General features: G+C 45.1%; 17 protein-coding genes. 12 read left to right on the top strand and 5 right to left on the bottom strand.

Annotation, left to right across the window (positions count from 1 at the left end):
• Nucleotides 1-5 precede the first annotated feature (5 nt).
• The 6 genes from R7040_RS16645 (at nt 6) to R7040_RS16670 (ending at nt 6,499) form a co-directional block, all read left to right on the top strand.
• Nucleotides 6-1,829, top strand: coding sequence for a virulence-associated V antigen (locus R7040_RS16645; protein ID WP_318081227.1), 1,824 nt, complete (start codon nt 6-8; stop codon nt 1,827-1,829).
• A gap of 12 nt (nt 1,830-1,841) precedes the next feature.
• The gene (gene vcrH, locus R7040_RS16650; protein WP_005377258.1) at nt 1,842-2,327 is read left to right on the top strand and encodes a SycD/LcrH family type III secretion system chaperone VcrH; all 486 of its coding nucleotides are present in this window, start codon (nt 1,842-1,844) and stop codon (nt 2,325-2,327) included.
• A 7-nt stretch (nt 2,328-2,334) separates the two neighbouring features.
• Nucleotides 2,335-3,534, top strand: coding sequence for a type III secretion system translocon subunit VopB (vopB, locus tag R7040_RS16655; RefSeq protein ID WP_005377260.1), 1,200 nt, complete (start codon nt 2,335-2,337; stop codon nt 3,532-3,534).
• 10 nt (nt 3,535-3,544) lie between these two features.
• Nucleotides 3,545-4,549: a type III secretion system translocon subunit VopD gene (gene vopD / locus R7040_RS16660; RefSeq protein WP_005377262.1), complete on the top strand. Its 1,005-nt coding sequence runs from the start codon at nt 3,545-3,547 to the stop codon at nt 4,547-4,549.
• A gap of 353 nt (nt 4,550-4,902) precedes the next feature.
• Complete coding sequence (locus R7040_RS16665; RefSeq protein ID WP_017821699.1) at nt 4,903-5,268, top strand: hypothetical protein; 366 nt, start codon at nt 4,903-4,905, stop codon at nt 5,266-5,268.
• 259 nt (nt 5,269-5,527) lie between these two features.
• Nucleotides 5,528-6,499 (top strand): TAXI family TRAP transporter solute-binding subunit, encoded by a 972-nt coding sequence (locus R7040_RS16670; protein WP_005388171.1) that lies wholly within the window; start codon nt 5,528-5,530, stop codon nt 6,497-6,499.
• Between the two features lie 294 nt (nt 6,500-6,793).
• Here the strand turns inward: R7040_RS16670 and R7040_RS16675 are convergent, their stop codons facing one another.
• From R7040_RS16675 to R7040_RS16695, 5 genes are all read right to left on the bottom strand, one after another.
• The gene (locus R7040_RS16675; protein WP_054728528.1) at nt 6,794-7,564 is read right to left on the bottom strand and encodes a sulfite exporter TauE/SafE family protein; all 771 of its coding nucleotides are present in this window, start codon (nt 7,562-7,564) and stop codon (nt 6,794-6,796) included.
• Nucleotides 7,565-7,645: 81 nt separating this feature from the next.
• The gene (locus tag R7040_RS16680) at nt 7,646-8,161 is read right to left on the bottom strand and encodes an adenylate kinase (protein WP_053307019.1); all 516 of its coding nucleotides are present in this window, start codon (nt 8,159-8,161) and stop codon (nt 7,646-7,648) included.
• A gap of 279 nt (nt 8,162-8,440) precedes the next feature.
• Nucleotides 8,441-9,967 carry a tripartite tricarboxylate transporter permease gene (locus R7040_RS16685; RefSeq protein ID WP_005388177.1) on the bottom strand — a complete coding sequence of 509 codons (1,527 nt, stop codon included), beginning with the start codon at nt 9,965-9,967 and terminating at the stop codon, nt 8,441-8,443.
• A 19-nt stretch (nt 9,968-9,986) separates the two neighbouring features.
• Complete coding sequence (locus tag R7040_RS16690) at nt 9,987-10,481, bottom strand: tripartite tricarboxylate transporter TctB family protein (RefSeq protein ID WP_005388179.1); 495 nt, start codon at nt 10,479-10,481, stop codon at nt 9,987-9,989.
• 238 nt (nt 10,482-10,719) lie between these two features.
• Nucleotides 10,720-11,691 (bottom strand): tripartite tricarboxylate transporter substrate binding protein, encoded by a 972-nt coding sequence (locus R7040_RS16695; protein ID WP_005388181.1) that lies wholly within the window; start codon nt 11,689-11,691, stop codon nt 10,720-10,722.
• 266 nt (nt 11,692-11,957) lie between these two features.
• On the opposite strand from R7040_RS16695, the gene R7040_RS16700 reads away from it, so the two are divergent.
• The 6 genes from R7040_RS16700 (at nt 11,958) to prpF (ending at nt 19,472) form a co-directional block, all read left to right on the top strand.
• Nucleotides 11,958-12,356 (top strand): GFA family protein, encoded by a 399-nt coding sequence (locus R7040_RS16700; protein WP_017633774.1) that lies wholly within the window; start codon nt 11,958-11,960, stop codon nt 12,354-12,356.
• A 264-nt stretch (nt 12,357-12,620) separates the two neighbouring features.
• Entirely contained in the window at nt 12,621-13,334 is a 714-nt protein-coding gene (locus R7040_RS16705; protein WP_042523755.1) for a GntR family transcriptional regulator, read from the top strand.
• A 12-nt stretch (nt 13,335-13,346) separates the two neighbouring features.
• The gene (gene prpB / locus R7040_RS16710) at nt 13,347-14,243 is read left to right on the top strand and encodes a methylisocitrate lyase (RefSeq protein WP_042523753.1); all 897 of its coding nucleotides are present in this window, start codon (nt 13,347-13,349) and stop codon (nt 14,241-14,243) included.
• 132 nt (nt 14,244-14,375) lie between these two features.
• A complete protein-coding gene (gene prpC / locus R7040_RS16715; RefSeq protein ID WP_005377283.1) occupies nt 14,376-15,518 on the top strand; it encodes a 2-methylcitrate synthase in 1,143 nt (380 codons plus the stop codon).
• A gap of 156 nt (nt 15,519-15,674) precedes the next feature.
• Nucleotides 15,675-18,266 carry a Fe/S-dependent 2-methylisocitrate dehydratase AcnD gene (gene acnD, locus R7040_RS16720; protein ID WP_258470551.1) on the top strand — a complete coding sequence of 864 codons (2,592 nt, stop codon included), beginning with the start codon at nt 15,675-15,677 and terminating at the stop codon, nt 18,264-18,266.
• A gap of 9 nt (nt 18,267-18,275) precedes the next feature.
• Entirely contained in the window at nt 18,276-19,472 is a 1,197-nt protein-coding gene (gene prpF, locus R7040_RS16725) for a 2-methylaconitate cis-trans isomerase PrpF (RefSeq protein WP_258470552.1), read from the top strand.
• The last annotated feature ends 60 nt before the right edge of the window (nt 19,473-19,532 follow it).

Consider the following 19,532-nt stretch of genomic DNA (forward strand, 5'->3'; position numbering starts at 1 on the left):
TGGAAATGACGAATATGAAAACGACTGGCTCTACGACAGGAGCAACAGACACAGCTGCGAGTAGTGCACCATTACCCACTTTCCAACAAAACTTGATAGAGGCATTTACCCCTGTACTGGATGAAGCAGAGACTCAGCAACTTGCCTCGATAATCTCTTCATTGCCAACTATCTCGGGACAAACGGAATCACAAAGCATCGCGCTTTATGTTGATACGCTTGAAAACCTAAAAGCGAAAAATAACGCGTTTGCTGGTATATCATTGACCGACACCGCATCTGTTTGGATAAAGTCGCTACAAAGTGCTAACTCAGATGGCGAATTAACCGCAGCCGAGTTTAATGCTCAAACAAACCAAACGCTATCAAATCAGTTTCAGGCTTGGTTTAGTAAGCTACTGACGGAAAACGTAGATAGCTCGTTATCTACTGAGTTTGTTAGTCAATTTAATCTGGGCACCCAGAGTAACCAAGCGGAGCAGATCGCAAACCTCTCCGAGACAGAACTGGCTAATGCCACCAAAGAAATTTCTCTTTTTGTTGCAGAGCTTGCTAATCAAATGGGCTCCCGTGAAGTGAGAGATGCTTCTATTTCTTTTCTTCGCAATGCCTTTAGTAGCTTAGGTTCCGTTAATCTCGCGCAACTGAAGAGCTCGGACTTTCTGTTGACTAAAGAGAGTTTCGCCCTTCAAGTCTCAGCTCAATTAAAAAGTAGTTTTCAAGGCATTGGTATTACTTTAAGCACCGATGACGCAAGTGCGCTAGCTAGCAGAATTACCTGGACTCCTGGTATTTCTAAACAGCAGCTTAAAGAAGCGTTAGATGAAATGGCCGCTCAAGTGAAAGGCCAATATAGCGCAGCTTATGGTGAGGCGAGTGGAACGAACAATCTAAAAGCAACACTTAATACTGTCATTGGTGGAACTGAGCCTTTGACCCTTTCTAGTCTGTTCGCCAACTTCGCGGTGAGTTTAACAAATATAGAAATCGATGACTTTTACCAGGACAGCGCGATAGCCGATGTCCAAAAGACACAAATAACGGCAGCTCAAGTTAATTTGATCAAAGAAAACACCGAACGAGATATCCGATTACAGTTTGAAAAAATAGTAAAAGGTGAATCTACCGGGGCTTCATTTACTGAGCGATACGAGGCATTGCGCAAAAACTTAGGGGCATTGAAAGAGCGTCTACTCAATATCACCGATAAAGAGAAAGCGGATCGCGAGGTGAGAGCAGAGCACTCTCTAACGGCTCGTGATTTGTTGGCCGTTGTTGAGTCCAGCATTGGAGACCGTTTTGATGAGCAAGTGCTGCTTGCACTAAATGAGCGTCGTGTTAACCGTTTAGAGAAACGTAATGACCAGAAAGAGGCATTAGAGGATCTCACAATACAGCTTAAAGTTTTTGGTGTTGTGCAATCAAAAATTCACTCTACGCAAAGTGTTGATGGGGTTTATAAACCGGGATATCCAGAAAGTAACTTCAAAGCGAGTGACTTTAACTACAGCAATCAAACGGATTTTGAAGCTTCACCTGAGTACAAGTATTTGACGGATAATAAGATAACAAACCATCGAGACTTCCTTCAAACACAAGGTATTACTATCGGTGATGGTGCTTCGTACCAAGACGAAGAGAAGTCGAAAAAGCTGTCTAATTTTTCTAGTTCTGTCAGTGCTAAATCCAAGTTGCTTAATGATGAAGTGCAAATCAAAACCACTGAGCTGAACGACACCAGTTCTCAATACAACTCGACCGTTGAAGCGATGAACAAGTTTGTTCAGAAGTACCACAGTATTTTACAAGAAATCCTACGAGCCATTTAAGGATAACCAACCATGACTAAAACAAACGCGACCGATCCATCTCAAATGCAAGCAGAAGAACTGCTGTCTTTTTTGGAAGAGGGAGGCACGCTAAAAATGTTGCACGATGTGTCTCAGGACACCATCGAACACATTTATGCCGTAGGTTACAACTTTTTCCAATCGGGAAAGATTGAGCAAGCAGCGAAAGTATTTCAATTACTCAGCATGCTTGATCATTATCAGGCGCGATTTTTCATTGGCCTTGGCGCGGCTCGTCAGGAGTTGGGTGAGTATCTGCAGGCAATAGACGCCTACAGCTACGCAGCGCTAGTGGACGTAAATGATCCACGCCCACCTTTTCACTCTGCTGAATGTCACCTTAAACTGGAACAACTGACAGAAGCAGAGAGTGGGTTTTACAGCGCGAAGGAGATGTCTGCCGGAAAATCACAATATGCAGATTTGCATGAGCGTGCAGGCATCATGTTAGAAGCGGTGAGAAATAAAAAGGAGTAATTAGACTATGAGTTCTATTGCACTTGACCGCATCCAGACACAGGTTTATAGCCCTGAATCTGGCCAAGCCACGTTAGATAACGTGCAGAAAACGGCGTCTACAGCGACGCCTTCTGTGACGGTAGAAAACGTGAAGAGTAAAGATGCAGATGTACTGAACACCGGAAAAGTAAAAGTTCAGTTAGATGCACCTAACGCAGCTGTTAGTGACAAAGTGAATGATTTGACGCTAAAAGCCATGGCACAGCTGCAAAAGATCGTCGATACCATTGCAAAATCTCTCCATGCAGTTGCAGACCAAACAGGTTCGATTGCCGTCAAAATCATCGCAGGATCTGCTGATGATTTTGAAGTAGAGCTTGCTGCTATCACGGATAAACTGAAAAGTGCTCAAAACGAGCTGAAAATTCAGGAAGTGAAGGTCGCAAAAGCTAAGCACGAAAAAGAGATGGTGGAAAACCAAGACAAAATCAAAGAATCGGAAGCCGCTGCAAAAGAAGCCCAAAAATCAGGCTTAGCAGCGAAGATCTTTGGTTGGATCAGTGCGGTGGTTTCTATTGTTGTTGGTGCCGTAATGGTGGCAACGGGTGTTGGTGCAGCAGCCGGTGCACTTATGATCGCTGGTGGCGTCATGGGAGCAGTGAGCATGGCGTTGCAAGAGCCAGCCGTTCAAGATGCGCTAAAAGAAGCGGGCGTAAATGTCGATGTGCTAAACAAAGTCGTAATGGCATTAGAAATCGCCGTCGCGGTTATCGGAGCTGTTGTGACGTTTGGTGGTGCAGCTGCTGGCGGTATCGCGAAACTTGCAGCAAAAGGTGCTGGTAAGGTAGCTCAAAAGGTCACGGAAATCGCTACGAAAGCCGCTGCAAACATGGCGAAAGTGGCGGATATGGGCACAAAAGCTGCGACAACAACAGCGAAAGCGATTCGTTATGGCGCAGAAACCGTCGATCTTGCCGTCAACGTGGGTAAAGGCGCAACGGACAGTGTCCATGCTGCTAACAATGCTCACGTAACAGAGATTCAGGCTGATATCACAGACCTTCGAGCCAAAATGACGTTAAGCCAGGCTGTCATTGATAAGCTCAAAGAAGAGATTGGTAAGTTGATGGAAGACTTCCAAGAGCTGATGAGCCTCATCATGCAAATGATTCAAGCGAAAAGTGAAACTATGCAAACGGTGTTAAGCCGTCCTGCAACGGTATAAGGAGTTTATTATGCTAGATAAAGTAGGCGGAACGGGTCGTGGTGAACTATACGGTTTAGGCGATACCATTAAAACCAACAAAGCAGAAAAAGCGCCGGAAACAAAGCTTGAAGCGGGTGCCGTTAAAAGCCAAAGTGAGTCAGGTGTTTCTGGTGCAGCACGCTACCAGTTAGAGACACCTAAAGCTCCCACAGTGAGTAACCAAGCTCAAGTTGTTGCAAACTTAATGAGTGCTCTTGCGCCGACGGTGAGCTCATTAATGAGCACAACGATGAAAGCGCTTAACGGTGAGGAGGTGATCAAGTCACCATCAGATGCGGTATCACAATCGTTGACGCTATTAACATTGTTGTATCAAGTATCAAAGCTGAGCCGTGAGCAGCAAGTGCTACAACGTGAAATTGCTGTTGAAGCAAACGTCGCGAGTTTAGAAAGCCAAGCGGCAGAACTCAACAACTCGGCAAGCGCAATGATCGCGATGGCAGTCGTTTCGGGTGTATTAGCGGGTGCTACCGCAATTATTGGTGCCCTTGGTTCTTTCAAAGCAGGGAAAGAAATCAAGAATGAAATGGCGAGCAATAATGTACTGAAAACGCAAAAAGCTGGCTTCGATCAAGCAGAAGAGTTATTAAATAACAATAGCTTGTCTAAAACGCAGCAAGATCAGGTTAAGCGTGCGCACTCACTAGCGAAAGACAATATCGCAGACACGACAGCGCAGCTGACAAGTGGTGGCCGTAAGTTCGATAAGTTGATGAGCTCAAACCAAGCGAAGAACGCGATTCTTCAAGCTTTGGGCCAGATGGCAAACTCAGCATCGAATGTAGAGCAAACCAAAGCGCAAGCGCGCAGCAAAGATGATGAAGTACAAGCGACTCGCGCACAAGCAGCCAAACAGAAAGCCGATGAAAACATTGGTTTCCAAGAAGGTTTATTGAAAGAGCTACGTGACTTGTTCCGATCTATCTCAGATAGCCAGAACCAAGCGTGGCGAGCGTCAGTCCCAACGGTGTAACCATCCGTTTCACTAACTACAAAGCGTTGTTTATACAACGCTTTTTTTATTTCAGCTATCTAAACTAGATACGGATATTTACTGGGTGATTTGTTTGTAAAGCAATATAACGTAGTGAGTTACATTGCATAAAAGTTACTGTTTTTGTTGAACTCAGCTCAAAGCTAACAACTTCATAGTAGCCTTGTTGCGTAAAATTAAGTTAAAGTGCCATTATTATTCACAAAAAGTGTGTTTAAGAATTTTTTGTAGTGAAGGGTGTAATTAGATACTCAATAACAAAATATGGTAGTTCGACTGGTGAGTATTTGGGAACAGAATTATATAAAACTCAACTTAATAAGTGGTCGAAGATGGAAGATATCAGTTTAGCATCAGATTTAGTGATTTATCTGACTACGGTTGGAATTTTAGGTATATTTGCTTGGTTTTTGTTTGTTATTTATTTGAAATCCAAGTGGTTGAAGTATCTTGAAGATGCTCTTGATAATGGAGTTCGATACTACACTCTGAATATATTCTTATCAGGTCACGGAGTACTACAATATGGAACTGTTTTTCTGAGCACTTTTCATGCGAAACGATATAAAATGTTAGAGAAGAGGGATAAGGTTCCAATTCATATTCAACGATTGTTTGTTCTCTCATTCGTATTATTTATTTCAAGTACATCATGTCTTCTGGCTGGAGTTATAACTCATCATATTTATATAGAATAAAGGTTATTTAACAAGATTATAGTAATTTGACCTGAGTATTTCTATTTAATAGATAATTTAGAATGGACATATCAGTCTAAAGATTTAATTTTCTAGACTATACGGTTTACGCTTATATAGAGCCATTATATAACGGCAGAATATGCCAATAAAATGGTGATTACTAAGCTAACCTCCAAGGATGAGAACTTAAACGTTATCAAATTGTTAACGATTGCTATACTTAAACGGTCATCAACACAAGTAAAAGGGATGTTCAATGTTTAAGTTTAAGCAAATCGCACTTGCGGCTTCTTTGGCTGCACTCACAACAGGCTTTTCTGCGTCTGCGGAGGAAACGTTTGTCACGATTGGTACCGGTGGAGTAACAGGGGTTTATTATCCGACTGGTGGCGCTATTTGTCGCTTGGTTAACAAATCGCGAGAAGATCACGGTATCCGTTGTTCGGTAGAAAGTACTGGGGGATCGATTTATAACATCAACACTATTCGTGCTGGTGAATTGGACCTCGGTATCGCGCAATCAGACTGGCAGTATCATGCTTACAAAGGAACCAGTAAGTTTGAAGAAAGCGGGCCTTTTAAAGAGCTACGCGCCGTATTCTCCGTTCATCCAGAACCGTTTACTGTCGTTGCACGTAAAGACGCGAACATCAAAACTTTTGATGATTTGAAAGGTAAGCGCGTTAACATTGGTAATCCTGGTTCTGGTCAGCGAGGTACTATGGAAGTGCTAATGAACCAGTATGGTTGGAGTAACGACGACTTTAAGCTTGTCTCTGAGTTAAAAGCAGCAGAGCAATCAAAAGCACTTTGTGATAACAAAATTGATGCGATGATTTATACCGTTGGTCACCCAAGTGGAGCGATTAAAGAAGCCACTACGTCGTGTGATAGTAATATCGTAACGGTAGCTGGACCTAATGTAGAAAAACTGGTTGCAGACAACAGCTTCTATCGTGTCGCAAATGTCCCGGGTGGTATGTATCGTGGCACAGATAGTGATGTTCAAACCTTTGGTGTGGGCGCGACGTTTGTTTCTTCTACTGCGGTACCAGAAGATGTGGTTTATAACGTGGTTAAAGCGGTATTTGAAAACTTCGATGATTTCCGCCGTCTCCACCCAGCGTTTGCAAACTTGAAGAAAGAGGAAATGGTAAAAGACGGTTTATCTGCGCCTCTTCACCCAGGAGCGCTCAAATACTACAAAGAAGTAGGGCTGATTAAGTAAGCGTTACTTTCTCTTATTATTGATGTAAAACGCCATCTTTCTCGATCAATGCCACTCGTTTAACCGCGAGTGGCATATTTCTATTTCTCGTCATCCTGTACAGCGACGAAGGAGCGTGATACAGGATCTTCTATCCGAGCACTTTGTGATCAAAATTGTTTCATTAGCCGCTCAGTGTAGTGCTATTAGATTCCTAACCTCGCTGGAGTGACACAAAAAATCGTTAAGCTATCTGCATTAATCTTTCGCGCTAGCGTTTTTTGTAGGAGTGTTATCCACTTGTACAAGTTTTGCTTAAACATAAACATCAATGAAAAAGTAGATAGTGATGAGAATAGAAGAAAGAGCAACAAACCCTTTAACATGATTGGGATTCAGTTGACGAGAGACACGAGCTGCAAGATACCCACCTACCAACGTACCGACCAAAACAACACTACCTGTCTGCCAGTCAATGGAACCATTGGCAACAAAAATCACGATAGCAATGAGTGAAACACACGTAGATACGAGCAATTTCAAACCGTTCATTAAATTAATGTCTTGGTGACCAGCTACTACCAGATAACTCAGAACAATAACCCCTAAACCTGCGTTGAAAAAACCACCGTAAGCAGAGACACCAACAAGTAGTAAACCCAACGCAATTGCTCCGAGTATGCCAGCATGTTTGTGCTCTTTCGCGACAGTTTTTATTAGCATTGTTAAACGAGAACCGGTGAGAAAAAGCACGGTGGCAAATAAGAGTAACCAAGGGATGGCTTCCATAAATAGCGATTCTGGCGTGTTGAGCAACAGATATGCTCCGACAGCGCCGCCGACTAAACTGAATGAGACTGTGAACAGCAGTTCATGCTTGTTCTTCATGATCTCTTCTCTGAACCCGACGGCTCCGCTAATGTAACCCGCACATGAAGCATACGTGTTTGTTGCGTTAGCCATAATAGGAGGAACACCAACTGCCAATAGAGCCGGAAAAGTAATAAAGCTTCCGCCTCCTGCTATGGAGTTAATGATCCCACCAATTACGCCAGCAACGAATAAAAGTGCGAGTTCTAAAAGCATAAACAATCCTTGTTATGTTCTTTTTCATTGTTAGAGCTTCAGATGATCCAACCTACATGCTCTAATGTTCTGATATGAGGTTTACTTTACCCGCTCCAAAACAAAATTGTTCAGTTCTGTAACGTTTTTGATGACATGAACGGCTTTAGTTTGAGAGTACCCCTCGAGGCGAGACATAAAGTCATCATTCCAGAATGCAGGGCATTGCTGAAGAACTTTGTAGCTTTGTAACGTTCCTTTCAGTACCGAACTACCATCAGGCCAACCTTCAGGTTTAATGAAAAGTCCTTTAAGGAGACGTTTCGTCACAAACCAATAGCTTACTGAGTATGGTAGATCAATATAAATGAGAGTATCGGCTGCATCTAAACGAGCGTTAAAAGAGCTGATCGGTCCAAGGCCATCTATAATCCAACGATCTGAGCTTAGTATATTGCTATGGGCTTCATCAAAAACGTTACGCTCAACGGGATCACCGTTTGGTTTATAGACTATTGAATCTAATTGATGAAGAGGAAGACCGGTAGCCGACGCGATTACTTTACTTACCGTCGATTTTCCACTGCCGGGTTTACCAAAAACTGCTATTTTTTGCATTGTGACCGCCTCCAAGAGAGCTTTTCCCATACGGTAGAGACAGAAAACCCACCGTTATGGGTGGGTTCGATAAATACTGAGCGCATCAAAAAATCCCACCATTCCTATGGAATGATGATAATTCGTTGGTTAAGTTGCGCTAAGTGTGTGTTCATACAATCACCTTCATATAACGACAGTGATTTGTCAATACCATCTGCACAATAAGCGAACGATTTGGAGGGCGGAAGATAAAGCCATCACGATGGATGGCTTTATCTAGGTTGAAAGAGACAGCGATTACTGCTCAACGCTGACTGGCTGTGCTTTAAACTTTTGAATCAGCTTTACGATTAGTGGACTTGCCAATACCAATACAGCTAAAACAGTAAAGGTAAGGGTAATAGGACGCTCCCATAGGAAACTCAGTTCTCCATCTGAAATCATTAATGCGCGGCGTAAGTTCTCTTCCATTAATCCTCCAAGGATGAAGCCCAGCAATAAAGGTGCGAGCGGGAAGTTAGCGAGCCGAAGTGCAATGGCAGCCATAGCAACAATCAGCATCACGAACACATCCATAGTGTTAAAGGAGACCAAATAAACCCCGGTGATTGAGAAGAATAAAATCATCGGTAGAAGCACCGTTCTTGGAACCGCCAAAAGCTTTGAAATGTACGGAATCAACGGTAAGTTCAGGATCACAAGTACGATGTTGCCGAAGTACATGGAAATGATCACTGACCAGAACACATCTGGGTGTTCAACAAACAGGCGAGGGCCAGGTTGAATACCATAAGCGATCAGCGCACCGAGCATTATTGCTGTTGTACCAGAGCCCGGAATACCAAGCGTTAATAGCGGTACAAATGAACCACTAGATGCTGCATTGTTCGCAGACTCTGGCGCAACCAAACCACGTATACTGCCTTTACCGAACTCATCCTTTTTCTCTTTAGGTGCGAGGTTGCGCTCCATACCATAGCTTAAAAAAGCAGCAATGGTTGCCCCTGCGCCAGGAAGAACGCCAGTGAAGAAACCTAATATTGAAGAGCGAATTGAAACAGGCGCAACATCTTTGATTTCTTCCTTGGTCACTTTCATTGAGCCAATGTTGCTCAGCTTTTCTTGTTCTTCATCGCTGGTGTCTTTTGATGGTTTAAGGATGCCCATCAGTGTCTCACCCAGTGCGAATGTCGCCATTGCAAGCAACAAGAAGCTAAAGCCATCCATTAAATCCGTTAAACCGAAGGTAAAGCGTTCAACGCCTACGCCTTTATCGATTCCAACTGTAGATAGCATCAAACCAAGAATGGTCATCATCCACGCTTTGATTACCTGACCTTTCCCCGCAAAAGCCGCGACAGCTGATAACCCAAGTAGCATCAACGCAAAATAGTCCGACGATTGGAAGCTAAGGGAGACGCTAGCCAATGCTGGTGCGGCAACAAGCAACATAATGGCAGATAGCGTACCGCCAGTGAAAGACGAATAAGCTGCCAAAGCTAATGCTTTACCTGCTTGGCCTTTTTGGGCCATTGGGTAGCCGTCAAATGCTGTGACCACGGTTGAAGAACAACCCGGCGCGTTAATTAAAATCGACGATGTAGAGCCACCAAATACCGCACCGTAATAAACACCCGCCATTAAAATAAGGCCAGAGGAGGGCTCTAGGCCATAAGTAATTGGGATCATCAAAGCAATGGCTGAGATCGGCCCAAGTCCAGGTAACATGCCGATAAATGTACCGACGAAGCAACCAACGATCACCATCATAATGTTCATTGGCATTACTGCGGTGGATAAACCTTGTAGAATTCCATCTAACATAATTCAGTCCTTTCTTTGACTACCAGATGGTGAAAATCAAACCCGGTTCGAGATAGATGTCCAAACCTTGAGTGAGTAATAAGTAGAACGCGATCACGAATGGAAACGACGCGCCAAACAGAACGGGTTTACGTCTTTCCCCGAGCAGATAAAAGCCAGCCAATAAAAAGAAGCCAGTAGCTATCACAAAACCTAAGTAAGTCAGGCCCACGCCGTAGAGCGCCATTAAAATTAAAAAGGCAATCAGTAACTTCCAATTGAAGGTCAGCACTGCGCCACTTTGTTTATCTGGTTGTCCTGTCACCAGCAATAGCAAAGAAAGGCCGACACCAACGTAAGTCAGGATGGTTGGCAGAGTACGTGCGGTGAATGGTTCATACTCATCACCTGGAAACAATGGAATTTGCGAGGTTTGATAACCGTAGCAAAGACAGAAGAGTAGAAAGATCATTGCGCCGACGCGGTCACGACAGAGCAAATACTCTTTGGTGAAAAAGTTGGTTGAACGAGGCATATTCAACTCCTAACAAAAGTAAAAAAGACCGCATATGGACGTCAATGAATAAACTAAACCATTAACAATTAAGCATTTCGCTGCTAGTCGATCCGCTTTGGGTATATAAACAAAGGAGTGTGCATGCCGATTGTCGACAATGTCCATATGCGGTGAAACTTAGAGTGCAAATACAATGGGGAAATACCAACCTACGTTATTCATTGAGGTTGGTATCTGAGGGACCCCAATTCGACTGTTACTTCAGGAAGCCTAACTCGCGCATTAAGTCACCCATCTGTTGCTCTTGATCTTCAAGAAACGCGAAGAATGCTTTATCCGCTTTATAGTTGTCGATCCAACCATTGCGGTCTCGAACGACTTGCCATTCGTCGGTGTTATACATTTTAGTAAATGCGGCATTCCATTCATCTAGCTTTTCTTGGCTTGTGCCTGGTGCTGCAAAGAATCCACGCCAGTTAGCAAAGACAGTTTCATTACCATATTCGGTGAGAGTTGGAATGTTAGGCGCAGCTTCTAAACGTTTTGGCGCTGTAATCGCTAACACTTTCACTTGCCCAGACTTAGACATTTCGAGTACTTCACCTAGCCCTGTAGAGAGCAGTTGTGTTTCGCCTGAAAGTAGGGCAGCCATGGCTTTTCCACCTGCATCATAGGCAATGTAACGAACTTTGCGCGCATCAAAACCTTCACCTTTGAAAGCTGCTGCTATAACCAAATGATCCATAGAACCACGAGCAGAGCCACCAGCAACCTTCACCTTACGTGGGTTTTCTTTAAAAGCTTTAACGACATCTTCCCAAGAGCTGTAAGGAGAATCGGCTGATGTAACAATGGCGCCATAATCGGCAACCGTTGCGGCAACAGGAGTCAAGTCGCGGAAAGATTGTGGGAAGATCCCACTGAGCGAGCGAACGACGATCGGTGTTGAGTTCACCATGAGTGTATCTTCTTGACGATCAGCCGTTTCAATCAAATGTGCGATTGCTTTGCCACCGCCGCCACCAGATAGGTTTTGAAATGATACGGTTTCGACGATGTCTGACTTTATTAATACATCACCAGTACCTCGGGCGGTCATGTCCCAACCGCCACCGGCACCTCCAGGGATAAGAAAGTGCATTTTTTCAATATCTGCAGCAAGAGCGTTGAATGAAAATGAAGCTGCGATGATTGAAGCGGCGAGCGTTGGTTTGAGTACCTTTAACATGTTCACGTTCCTTATGTTAGCGACTCTATTTAGTTGAGCCTTATTGTTTTTGCTCAGTTGTAATGCCTTGTAAGCGTTAAAGCTGAACTTGGTGTAAAGGTTAATTAAGTGTTAAATATCTGTCTGTAAAAGAGATATAAAGAGAATATTGAGCATTTCGGTTATTTTGTTCATAAAGTTCACGGCGAGAAGTTGGTGTTAGGTCACGCGGCTTTACGCTTTGGTAGGCCATAATAAAATGACGGAAAATGAACGAGGAAAAGAGAATGAAAGGGACGTGTTTGTGCGGCGCAATTGAAGTCATCGCTGAGGTTAAAAATGAGGTTAGCCTGTGCCATTGCTCTATGTGTCGAAAATGGTCGAGTGGCGCACTTCATGCGGTGCATTGTGGGCCTAACGTGACGTTTAAAGGTGGCGAACCTAAACGTTATCAGTCGTCAGACTGGGGAGTGAGGGGGTTTTGCGGTGAGTGTGGCACAAACCTTTTCTACCATTTGTTGCCGACAGGTGAGTACATTCTTTCCGCTGGTTTGTTCGATAACCCAGATTTCAAACTCACTTTAGAGATTTTTACCGATGAAAAGCCAGCTTATTATGACCTCAATTCCGCTTCACAAAAGATGACTTCGCAACAAGTCTTTGATCAATTTGTACCTAAAGAATAGTTTTTTATCCGATTATTGTTCGACAGCTGAGCTTTTAGTTTTTAGATCATAAGCTTAAAGGTTTATAAGTTGTCGACAATATGAACTCACCATTCTTTATTTCTGCTAAAAAAGGCACTTAATGGGCATTTTAGGCCCATTTAAATTACGACCTTAGTTTAAATTGTCGACAATTTACTTGATTGTCGACACTTTGATCGACTACTTTATATTCAGGTTAAGAAATTGTAGACATTTCGATGTCGGTAACAAGAGTATCTGAATATGAACTCTGAGTTGAAAGCTCGTTGTAAAGTGCTGGGTTCTGAGAAAGAACACACCAAATCCGAAACGCTGACCGAAACACTGATTGAAGTCATTGTTAATGGCGATGTGAAGCCTGGCCATAAGATATCAGAGCCTGAGCTAGCAAAGAAATATCAAGTCAGTCGTGGGCCTTTGCGTGAAGCATTGATGCGCTTAGAGGGGCTAGGGCTCATCGAGCGAATTCCTCATGTTGGGGCCAGAGTGACCACTTTTTCTCCGGAAAAGCTGATAGAACTTTATGCCGTTCGAGAAGCATTGGAAGGCATGGCAGCAAGGTTAGCTGCGCGACACATTACGCAAGAAGAGCTCTTAAGCTTGGAAATGCTATTGTCGACACATTCCAAGCATATAGACCAAATGGAAGGCGCGTCTTACTTCCATCAACATGGTGACTTTGATTTTCACTATCGCATCATCCAAGCGAGCAGAAACAGTAAGTTAATATCTCTGCTGTGTGATGAACTCTATCACTTATTACGGATGTATCGTTACCAGTCGCCACGTGCGCAATCTCGCCCGAATGAGGCGCTCACCGAACACAAATTCATTTTGGAAGCCATTCGCAATCGCGATGAAGAGCTTGCAGAAATGTTGATGAGAAGACACATATCAGGAAGTCGAAAGCTCATCCAATCTCAAATTATACATACAGAAAGTTTAGACAAAGACTAGAAGGAATTCGTCATGAGCTTAACACCGGGAGCGAAATTCAGACTCGCCATTGAACAAAATAATCCACTACAAATTGTCGGCACTATAAACCCGTATTGCGCCATGATGGCAAAAAACTTGGGTCACCAAGCGATTTACTTGTCTGGTGGCGGTATCGCAAATGCGTCATACGGATTGCCGGATCTCGGTATCACAACATTAAACGACGTTTTGGTTGATGTTGACCGCATCACTAACGCATGTGATTTGCCTCTTTTGGTTGATATCGACACGGGTTTTGGCGGTGCATTTAACATTGCTCGCACGATCAAAGCGATGGAAAAAGCAGGCGCGGCAGCGGTGCACATGGAAGACCAAGTCGCACAGAAACGTTGTGGTCATCGTCCGAACAAAGCAATAGTCAGCCAGCAAGAGATGGTTGATCGCGTAAAAGCCGCGGTTGACGCACGCAATGATGAAAGTTTCGTGGTTATGGCTCGTACAGACGCGCTAGCTGTTGAAGGCATGGACAGCGCAATCGAGCGTGCGATTGCGTGTGTGGAAGCTGGCGCAGACATGATCTTCCCAGAAGCGATGACCAAGCTGGATCAGTACCTTCAGTTCTCAAACGCACTTGAGCAAGCAACTGGAAAGCACGTTCCTATTCTGGCCAACATTACCGAGTTCGGCGCAACGCCACTGTACGGCTGCGATGAGCTTGCAAAAGCGAAAGTCGATATGGTGCTTTACCCATTAAGTGCGTTCCGTGCCATGAACAAAGCTGCTGAAACGGTCTACAAACATTTGCTAGAAGTGGGTAATCAGGAAGCACTGGTTGATTCGATGCAAACACGTAAAGAGTTGTATCAGCACCTGAATTACCACGACTACGAAGACAAACTTGACCAGTTATTCTCTGAAGGGAAATAGCGGGGGAAAAGCAAAAATAGACGGAAGCCCAAGAAAAAGATAATCGGAATTTATCTCATCTAACAACGTGAAATTCGTTTGGCTAAAAACACCCCAGAGAGGGAAAAGTCAGACAGAAAAGGAGTTCAAACAATGTCTCAAACTGCAGAAAAGAAAGCAGAATTAGGTGGCGCAGGCCTTCGTGGTCAAAGCGCAGGAAGCACAGCTTTATGTACTGTCGGAAAAACGGGAACTGGTCTAACTTATCGTGGATACGATATTACTGATCTTGCGAACAACGCACAGTTTGAAGAAGTGGCTCACCTTCTGTTACGCGGTCACTTGCCGAATCAACAAGAACTTGATGCGTACAAGACACATCTACTCAGCCTCAGAGGTTTGCCAGCCGAGCTAAAACAAGCTTTAGAGTTGATTCCTGCAAGCGCACACCCAATGGACGTAATGCGCACGGGTTGTTCTGTATTGGGTAACCTAGAGCAGGAAATGAGCTTCGAGGAGCAACTGAAAGCAACCGAACGTATGCTTGCCTTGTTCCCTGCCATCATCTGTTACTGGTACCGCTTTAGTCATGATGGCGTGCGTATCAACACCGAGGATCAGACTGAAGATTGCATCGGTGGTTACTTCTTACGATTACTTACAGACAAAGCGCCATCTGCGCTGCACAAACAAGTGATGCATTGCTCGCTCATTCTTTATGCTGAACATGAGTTTAATGCTTCTACATTCGCAGCACGCGTTTGTGCATCAACGTTGTCAGACATCCATTCTTGTATCACGGCAGCAATCGGTACGCTTCGTGGACCACTTCACGGCGGTGCGAACGAAGCGGCGATGGAAATGATTGAAGATTGGCAAACGCCCGACGAGGCGGAAGCGAACATCATGAAAATGCTAGCCAATAAAGACAAGATCATGGGCTTCGGTCATGCGATTTATCGTGAAAGTGACCCTCGCAACGCCTTAATAAAACGATGGTCCAAAGAGCTATCGAAACAAGTTGGTGATACTCATCTATATGCGGTTTCTGAGCGTGTTGAATCAGTGATGAAGCGAGAGAAAGGTCTGTTCTGTAATGCGGACTTCTTCCATGCATCGGCTTACCACTTCATGGACATTCCAACCAAACTATTCACCCCAATCTTTGTGATGAGTCGTTTAACGGGCTGGGCTGCACACGTTTATGAACAGCGTGCCAATAACCGTATTATTCGCCCAAGTGCCGATTATACGGGCCCAGATCATCAAGAATGGGTGCCTATCGAGAATCGCTAGCGCGAAGGTCAACGAGGGCATTATATGCTTTGGTTGACCACCTCCTTCCTTTGTCATTCTCTTTAGCAGAGGAAGGAGAACCTCTCATCACTGTGTTTCTGGAGCAATGGAAAACCTTGATGAAGGCAAGATGTAAAGACTGAATGGAAGCAAACCATGAACACAAATATTAATACCCAATATCGTAAGCCGCTTCCGGGAACTCAACTGGATTATTTTGATGCACGCGAAGCCGTCAATGCCATTTCTCCTGGAGCCTATGAAACACTCCCTTATACCTCTCGCGTGCTAGCTGAGCAACTGGTCCGCCGCTGTGACCCGAACACATTGACAGATAGCCTGAAACAGTTAATTGAACGCAAACGCGATCTTGATTTTCCTTGGTATCCAGCACGCGTTGTTTGTCATGACATTCTTGGTCAGACCGCTCTAGTCGATTTAGCGGGTCTGCGCGATGCCATTTCAGATCAGGGCGGTGATCCTGCAAAAGTGAACCCAGTGGTTGAGACACAATTGATCGTTGACCACTCTTTAGCGGTTGAACATGCGGGCTTTGACCCTGATGCCTTCGACAAAAACCGCGCGATTGAAGAGCGCCGTAATGAAGACCGATTCCACTTTATCGAGTGGTGTAAAACAGCGTTTGAAAACGTCAGCGTGATTCCAGCTGGGAATGGCATCATGCACCAAATCAACTTGGAAAAAATGTCTCCTGTGGTACAAGCAAAGCAGGGCATTGCCTACCCAGACACCTGTGTGGGTACGGACAGTCACACACCTCACGTAGACGCTCTTGGTGTTATTGCGATAGGTGTCGGTGGTCTGGAAGCAGAAACCGTCATGCTTGGCCGACCATCAATGATGCGTCTACCAGATATTGTCGGTGTCAAACTGACGGGTAAACGTCAACCGGGCATTACCGCAACGGATATTGTCCTCGCGATTACTGAGTTTCTTCGTAATGAGCGTGTGGTATCTTCATATCTTGAATTCTTTGGAGAAGGCGCACGTGATCTAACGATCGGAGACCGCGCAACGATTTCAAACATGACACCAGAATACGGCGCAACAGCTGGCATGTTTTATATTGATGAACAGACCATCAATTACTTGAAACTAACTGGTCGAGATGAAGAACAAGTTGCTCTAGTAGAAAATTACGCAAAACAAACCGGTCTTTGGGCAGACGGTCTTGATAGCGCCGTTTACGAGCGCGTACTTGAGTTCGATTTATCATCAGTTAGCCGTAACTTGGCTGGTCCGTCAAACCCTCATCGTCGTTTACCAACTTCTGAGTTGGCACAGCGCGGCATTTCTGGAGCGTGGGAAGAGAAAGAAGGCGAGTTGCCAGATGGTGCAGTGATCATCGCTGCTATTACCTCATGTACGAATACCAGTAACCCAAGAAACGTGGTTGCTGCTGGCCTTGTGGCGAAGAAAGCCAACGAACTTGGTCTTGTACGTAAACCGTGGGTGAAATCGTCTTTTGCTCCGGGTTCTAAAGTTGCACGCTTGTATCTGGAAGAAGCGGGCTTATTACCAGAGCTAGAGAAGCTTGGCTTTGGCATTGTTGGTTACGCATGTACAACTTGTAACGGTATGAGTGGTGCGCTGGATCCAAAAATCCAACAAGAGATCATCGACCGTGATTTATATGCGACAGCGGTGCTTTCTGGTAACCGTAACTTTGATGGTCGAATCCATCCGTACGCCAAACAAGCTTTCTTGGCTTCACCACCATTGGTTGTCGCTTATGCGCTGGCCGGTACCATTCGTTTTGATATCGAGCGCGATGCACTGGGCACTGACCAACATGGCAAACCAATTTACTTAAATGATTTGTGGCCAAGCGATGAAGAGATCGATGCAGTTGTCGGTACTCATGTTAAACCTGAGCAGTTTAAGCAAGTTTACATTCAGATGTTTAAGCTGAATGATCAAGAGCAAAATCCCAACCCGCTGTACGACTGGCGTCCGATGAGTACCTACATCCGCCGACCACCGTACTGGGAAGGTGCGCTAGCGGGAGAAAGAACATTGTCTGGTATGCGTCCATTGGCGATTCTGGGCGACAACATCACCACTGATCACTTATCACCATCCAACGCGATTCTTGGAAGCAGCGCAGCAGGTGAATACTTAGCGAAAATGGGTGTGCCAGAAGAAGATTTCAACTCTTACGCGACTCACCGTGGTGACCACTTAACGGCGCAACGCGCGACCTTCGCTAACCCAAAGTTGTTCAATGAAATGGTGAAGGAAAACGGCGAAGTCGTGCAGGGATCTCTGGCGCGTGTAGAGCCAGAAGGGCAGGTGGTTCGTATGTGGGAAGCGATTGAAACCTACATGAATCGTAAACAACCATTGATCGTGGTGGCTGGCGCGGATTACGGTCAGGGGTCATCCCGTGACTGGGCAGCAAAAGGCGTTCGACTGGCAGGCGTAGAAGCCATTGTTGCTGAAGGATTTGAGCGTATTCACCGTACTAACTTGGTTGGCATGGGCGTACTACCACTGCAATTTAAGTCGGGCGTTAACCGCAATACGCTAGAGCTGGATGGTACGGAACTTTACGACGTGGTTGGAGAAATCAAGCCGGGCGCTGATTTAGCGCTGGTTATCACACGCAGCAACGGCGATAAAGTCGATGTTCCGGTTACTTGTCGCTTAGATACCGCTGACGAAGTTCACGTGTACAACGCAGGCGGTGTTCTGCAGCGTTTCGCGCAAGATTTCTTGGCACAATAAGGAGTGCGTATGGCAAATAATACTCCGAATCAAACAAGCCAAATAAAAGTGCCCGCGACGTACATGCGTGGCGGCACGAGTAAAGGTGTCTTTTTCAACCTAGAGGATTTACCTCAAGAAGCGCAAATGGCTGGAGCCGCGCGTGACAAGCTGTTGTTACGTGTTATCGGCAGCCCGGATCCTTACGCGAAGCAAATCGACGGTATGGGTGGTGCAACCTCCAGCACCAGTAAAACAGTGATTGTTTCGCGCAGTAGCCAAGACGGTCATGACGTTGACTATTTGTTTGGACAAGTGTCGATCGACAAACCATTCGTCGATTGGAGTGGTAACTGCGGCAACTTGTCTGCGGCAGTTGGTCCCTTCGCCATTCATGCTGGGCTGATTCCACAAGATTGCATTCCAGAAAATGGCATTGTGACGGTGCGTGTTTGGCAGGTGAACATCAGCAAAACCATCTTGATTCACGTTCCAATTGTTAATGGTTTCGTCCAAGAAACCGGCGAGTTTGAGCTCGATGGCGTGACGTTTCCAGCCGCTGAGATTCAAGTCGATTTCGTTGACCCTTCTGATGGCGAAGGCAGCATGTTCCCAACAGGCAACTTAGTCGATGATTTAGTGGTACCGGACGTAGGTACGTTTAACGCCACCTTTATAAATGCGGGCATTCCAACCATTTTTATTGATGCTGAATCGGTTGGTTATCAGGGCACTGAGCTACAAGACGATATCAACAACGATGATGCCGCATTGGCGATGTTCGAATCTATCCGTGCATATGGCGCGTTAAAAATGGGCCTGATTTCTGATTTAGAAGAAGCTCAAACACGCCAGCACACACCGAAAATTGCGTTTGTTTCTAAACCGAAAAGTTACCTGTCTTCAAGTGGTAAAGCCGTTAATGAGTCGGACATAGATGTGTTGGTTCGTGCGTTGTCGATGGGCAAACTTCACCATGCAATGATGGGAACAGCAGCTGTTGCTATCGCTTCAGCGGCGTGTGTACCGGGTACGTTGGTTAACTTGGCTGCTGGTGGCGGTGAAAAAGAGTCAGTGACTTTTGGCCACCCCTCAGGAACGTTAAAAGTTGGGGCACAAGCGAAGCAAACTGAGCAGGGCTGGGTGGTGCAAAAAGCCATTATGAGCCGAAGTGCGAGAATACTGATGGAGGGATTTGTGCGTGTACCCTTCTATGTCTTCGATTAAAAGAGACGATCTTTGGATTAAAAGAGCGATCTTTGAGTAGAACGAGAGCAATGTCAGGAC

The organism is Vibrio sp. 1069, from assembly GCF_033340555.1.